The following is a 4,803-nucleotide window of genomic DNA, read 5'->3' as shown; positions in this document are numbered from 1 at the left end:
CCAACAGGCAGTTTTTCAAACAAACTGGTTTGAGTTCAGAGTTCCTACAACAGGGACTTTTCGCACCGTCTGGGAGAATGTTGATGAATGGGTGTAATCAAGAAATTTAGTGGGATTGCACGCCGGAAACGCCGAAATGCACATAATGAGTTTTAGTATTGATGCGGAACTGTGCAATAAATAGGCTTAGCGTAGGATATTTTCCGTTTTCCAAGCGGACCCCTATAAAAAATAAAACCGCCATTCAGTGATTCATTGGAGTCTATTGCCATTGCTAGTAGTGGTGATGACTTGTCAATTGGTTTGATGAACTGTACTGGCTGGTGACTCACGTTCTGCTGGCGTGAAATTGCATGATTCAGGCTGAGTACCTGTATTTGATCTTCGTGCCCTTTTTGATACCGATTCCCTATAGAATCAAGCGTTGAACACCCTGCGGAGATTAAACCTTGCTTCTTGCCGTTTAAAGTTAAATAAATCATATATGACATAAAATTACCATCCTAGTCTTTTAGATATGAGAAAGATAAATTAACATACAAATTTAAATTTTCAATAGTCATTTAAAGCAAAAAGTATGGATGAAAAATTCATTTTGTTACTCGCATTAGTTAATTTCAAATAAAAATGGCGATTTAAATCGCCATTTTTATTTGTTTGTCTTCTTTGAATCTAAAGTGAAGGGCTATTACAGTACGCCCTTTCTTTACTGTATCTACAGAAACAATTAAATCACTCTTTTCGTTCAGTTCTTTTATGGCTGGTATTAATACCAGTTGATTTAATGACTTAAATGTTTTGTATTTATCTTCTAGTCCCAACATAGAACGGAAATCTTCTAAAGAAATAATTCTATCGCCAGTTTGTTTAAATTGTTGAAGTAATTCATAAATTCGGATGCTGTATGTTCTTTTCAAAGCAGCTACATTCTTGATAGCTATCTTTGTAAATTGTCCTTTTAACTGGGTAAGGTAAGGCATAATAGAATCTGCGAAAACTATTTCACTTGTACCCTCTCCGCTAAAATATTTAGCTTTTTCTTGAATCCATCTTATTTCACGTTTTTCATCTTTTCTAGTAATTAATATAGTTCTATCCCATAGACGATCTATTGCTTCTTGTAAGCGCCGTTCTGCGTTTTCTCTTCCCATGTCAGGGAAAGCGAGATAAAACTCATTAGCAGTTAATTTAAAAGTTTTCTCTGGTACTTCATCTTGCGGATTGAGCTTTCCTATACACATCAATAAAACTCTTTGCTCCTGCAATGTTAGCTTATAACTCGCTTCTATCAGTGCATTGGATTTGTAAGCAACAAGATGACTCATATAAAAATCTCTTTATCGTATAGGTAATGTATAAAATATAGTTATTACCTACAGTAAAGGCAATATCTTTTAAAAGAACATTGCCTTTACTTGTGAATTTTACCGTCAAAAGCATTGCCTATTACCGTCAAAAGCATTGCCTATTACCGTCAAAAGCATTGCCTATTACCGTCAAAAGCATTGCCTATCTACATTTAAGCATTTGAATTTAAAAAATAAAAAAGAACTGAAAACAAGATAAAAACAAGAAAAACAAGTTAAAAAAAGATGTGCCCTGTGGATAAATTGCCAAATTTTGTCAGATCGATCACAAAAAAGGATGTCGCAGCAACACTACTCCCCTGAATTGCCCTACGAGCGTTTTTAAATAGCTCCCTCTATGTTGTTCGTTGTTCGAACAAAAAATTCCTTAGAAGCCACTCATGAAGTCTTATTTAAGTATTTGTTGCTATCAGATTCTTTCGTCTTCGACCATCTAACTATCGTATTGCTTTACAGCCTGTGCCTATGGGTTCGCTTCGCTCACTGCTTAACAGGGTGAAGGGCTATTCTTGCTCCTTGATCAGTCCCCCTCTGTTATCAGCGGGTTGATCGATGATGATCCTTTCAACCTTTAAGTGCCGCTTCCCATGCTCTAATGGGCATAAAAGACACCTAAGAGCTTCACTGTGCGATTTTTTCTCTTTAAACACCAATCTGCCAACATAAAATCCAAAAACAGCCCAAAATCGTTTTCAGGCTGCTTTAGGCCATTTTTTCTTTTCAGCCTATTCCTTTATTTGTGGCTCATATTGGGCTACAATTCGAAGTGAGGTATGTTCATTTACTGAGGGTATTAAAAAAATGGAAACTACAATCCGTTCTCGGGTCAACAATGATCTGAAAGATCAATTTGAAACTGTCCTACAGGACTGTGGTTTGACTGTTAGTGTTGCATTACGTTTATTTGCTGAAAACGTAGTACGTAATGAAGGCTTACCATTTGAGATTTCACGTAAGCCATCAGTTCGTTTGTGTGAGTCTATGCGTCAAACGGAAGAGCTTATGAGTGAAGGTCGCTCAGCTTTTGAAAACGTTAGTGAGTTGATTATGAGCATGAACGGTGATAAGTAATAAGCGAGCACCGTTACCTTACCGAACAGATCGTACAAAAAACTTTGAAAAGTCATGGCAACGCTATAACAAAAATGGCCGCTATAATATGCAGGATGCCGTTATAACAATGAATCTAATTACTAACCGACAGCCTATCCCCGCTGAATATCGTGATCATGCTCTTACTGGAGAATTGAGTGGTTATCGAGAGTTACATATTGGTGGAGATTTTCTTCTAATCTATCGTGTTGATGATAAAAAAGAGATTGTTTACTTCACTGACATAGGTACTCATGCAGAACTATTTAAGTAGAATTGATGAGCAAAAAACATCTAAAGGAGTGTTGTTGTTGTCTGAATAAATTATTTCATCCTCACTAGGAATGGATAATGAACAAAAAGAGAGGTATCTATGGGACATGAATCACTGATAGCAGGTTTAAACTATATTCAAGAGATAATAAAAAGGATGGCTGCAAACTCTTTATTTGTAAAAGGGTGGAGTATATCGCTAACAACTATAGCTATAGCGTTAGTGAAAAAAGATTACGCAAGTCATAATCTTTTACTCCTTGGTATAGCTTTACTCATCTTTAATTTTTTGTTTTCTCTTCTTGATTGCTTCTATCTTAAACAAGAACGGATTTTTAGAAACGAATATAACAAAAAGGTATTAAAAATCACTGATGAAGGAATCAAAGAAAATCTAACAATCATATCGACAAAAAAAACCAAAATATCTTTTTGTGATGTGTATTTTTCTATTAGTATTATTCCATTTTATTTAGTAACAATGTTTTTAGGTTTTTTATTACCTATTTGGAGATAGCATTATGTTACATTGCTTTAATCTTGATTTTCAAAAAGAAGTTGATAATGAAACTTTATCTTATGAGACGGGAAATATTGAGGAAAAACTTGAGGAATTAATAACTGTAAAAACAAAAAACAATGAGCAATTAGTTGTCATAGAGCATGAGGATATAATTAATAATTGGTTCCCTAATACTGGTTGTCATATATTTTTATCTCATAGCCATAAAGATAAGAACCTTGCCATTTATATAGCTAACAAACTCTACTCTCAATATAGAATAAAAACATTTATAGATTCTCAGTTTTGGGGGTTTATAGATAAAGCAATCGAAAAAATAAATAATACACATTGCCGTAGTAAAAATGATCAAAAATATCTTGATTACGAAAAGTCCATGAAAGTTGCCAGTAATTTCTATTTGATATTATCTAATGCCCTAACAAATGCGATTGATGAAAGTGATAGTTGCTGGTTCTTAAATACAACAAATTCATTAAATGCTAGTGATAAAGATGAGTTTGGGACATATTCACCTTGGATTTACACAGAGCTAAATTTCACATCAAAAGTAAGACGGTATCCACATCAAAAAAGACCAATAATAACAACTAAATCAGCAAGTAATCGTTTTGGTATGGACGGATTAGAGTCAATTGATAGTAACTTAGTAGTTAGATATGATGTAACAACAAAGCATATGTTCAATGTGAAGCAACTAGAGTTAGAGAATATATTAAATAATAACATTAAAAATAATACCGATTATTTATTAGATAATTCAGGATCGGTAGAATTTGATAATTTGGACAGAATATACAGTTATATTATTTGATACCGATAAAAAATATATCTACTAACTCCTACTTTATCTCATAGATTTTAAAAAGGTTCATAATTAATGCTTAAATGTTATCAAATTGACTTGACTGAATATCAAGCAAATAAATTAAAAGAATCTGATATAAATGCTACTAATAATCTTCTATATAAAATAAAAAATCCCCCAGTGGAGGAAATAAAAAAATTCATGTTAAAAAACGAGATAAATATCCTGGATCACTCATCGTTCATCAAAAATTGGTTTCCAAAAACAGGTTGTCACATATTTTTATCTCATAGTCATGGTGATGTTGAAGTAGTAACTTTAATAGCTAATGCTTTATATTTAAAATGTGGAATAAAATCTTTTATTGATAGCTATTTTTGGAAAAATGTTGATGCGGCTATTATGGAAATAGATAAAAAATATAATGAGATAAGCCCTGATCTATATTGCTATAATGGTAGCCTGAAAACAAGTAGTAATTTCTATATGATTTTATCAAATGCCCTATCTGAATCTATCCATGAGTCTGATAGTTTTTTCTTTATATGTACAAACTATAATAGTGGCTCATCAGATAAAGATAGGAAAAAAACTTTTTCACCTTGGATTTATAGGGGTCCGCTTGGAAAACGGAAAATATCCTACGCTAAGCCTGTTTTTTGTACAGATTGATATCAACTGATCGTAACGGACGGTATTTTCCAGCTCCTAACTTAAGATTATTACGCCAGATGTAATCT

6 protein-coding genes and 1 pseudogene are annotated in these 4,803 nt (G+C 33.2%); 5 read left to right on the top strand and 2 right to left on the bottom strand.

All coding sequences use genetic code 11. From position 1 onward, the window contains the following. Positions 1–191 precede the first annotated feature (191 nt). A pseudogene (gene tssD, locus C5469_RS22150) lies at positions 192–491 on the bottom strand (type VI secretion system tube protein TssD); the annotation flags it as partial. A gap of 144 nt (positions 492–635) precedes the next feature. After that, the gene (locus tag C5469_RS22145; RefSeq protein WP_166310795.1) at positions 636–1,325 is read right to left on the bottom strand and encodes a replication initiation protein; all 690 of its coding nucleotides are present in this window, start codon (positions 1,323–1,325) and stop codon (positions 636–638) included. An 843-nt stretch (positions 1,326–2,168) separates the two neighbouring features. Between C5469_RS22145 and C5469_RS22140 the strand changes: the two genes are divergently transcribed. From C5469_RS22140 to C5469_RS22120, 5 genes are all read left to right on the top strand, one after another. Continuing rightward, positions 2,169–2,438, top strand: a complete 270-nt coding sequence (locus C5469_RS22140; protein ID WP_166310793.1) for a type II toxin-antitoxin system RelB/DinJ family antitoxin — start codon at positions 2,169–2,171, stop codon at positions 2,436–2,438. Further along, entirely contained in the window at positions 2,428–2,733 is a 306-nt protein-coding gene (locus C5469_RS22135; RefSeq protein WP_166310791.1) for a type II toxin-antitoxin system mRNA interferase toxin, RelE/StbE family, read from the top strand. The genes C5469_RS22140 and C5469_RS22135 overlap by 11 nt, the downstream gene beginning before the upstream one ends. A gap of 99 nt (positions 2,734–2,832) precedes the next feature. Continuing rightward, the gene (locus tag C5469_RS22130; RefSeq protein ID WP_166310789.1) at positions 2,833–3,249 is read left to right on the top strand and encodes a hypothetical protein; all 417 of its coding nucleotides are present in this window, start codon (positions 2,833–2,835) and stop codon (positions 3,247–3,249) included. Between the two features lie 4 nt (positions 3,250–3,253). Continuing rightward, on the top strand, positions 3,254–4,069 hold the full coding sequence (locus C5469_RS22125; protein WP_166310787.1) for a toll/interleukin-1 receptor domain-containing protein: 816 nt from the start codon (positions 3,254–3,256) through the stop codon (positions 4,067–4,069). A gap of 66 nt (positions 4,070–4,135) precedes the next feature. Further along, the gene (locus C5469_RS22120) at positions 4,136–4,735 is read left to right on the top strand and encodes a hypothetical protein (protein ID WP_166310785.1); all 600 of its coding nucleotides are present in this window, start codon (positions 4,136–4,138) and stop codon (positions 4,733–4,735) included. Positions 4,736–4,803: the final 68 nt, after the last annotated feature.

Origin of the sequence: Photorhabdus cinerea, assembly GCF_011189575.1 — a bacterium.
In the GTDB taxonomy this organism is placed as follows: Bacteria; Pseudomonadota; Gammaproteobacteria; order Enterobacterales; family Enterobacteriaceae; genus Photorhabdus; species Photorhabdus cinerea.
The sequence above is the reverse complement of the archived record's forward strand: the minus strand, read 5'-3'. Positions and strand labels throughout refer to the sequence as shown.

Excerpts from the sequence above, each read along its gene's own strand:
- C5469_RS22145 (WP_166310795.1), bottom strand. The coding sequence starts at position 1,325 with ATGAGTCATCTTGTTGCTTACAAATCCAATGCACTGATAGAAGCGAGT.
- C5469_RS22140 (WP_166310793.1), top strand. The coding sequence starts at position 2,169 with ATGGAAACTACAATCCGTTCTCGGGTCAACAATGATCTGAAAGATCAA.
- C5469_RS22130 (WP_166310789.1), top strand. The coding sequence starts at position 2,833 with ATGGGACATGAATCACTGATAGCAGGTTTAAACTATATTCAAGAGATA.
- C5469_RS22125 (WP_166310787.1), top strand. The coding sequence starts at position 3,254 with ATGTTACATTGCTTTAATCTTGATTTTCAAAAAGAAGTTGATAATGAA.
- C5469_RS22120 (WP_166310785.1), top strand. The coding sequence starts at position 4,136 with ATGCTTAAATGTTATCAAATTGACTTGACTGAATATCAAGCAAATAAA.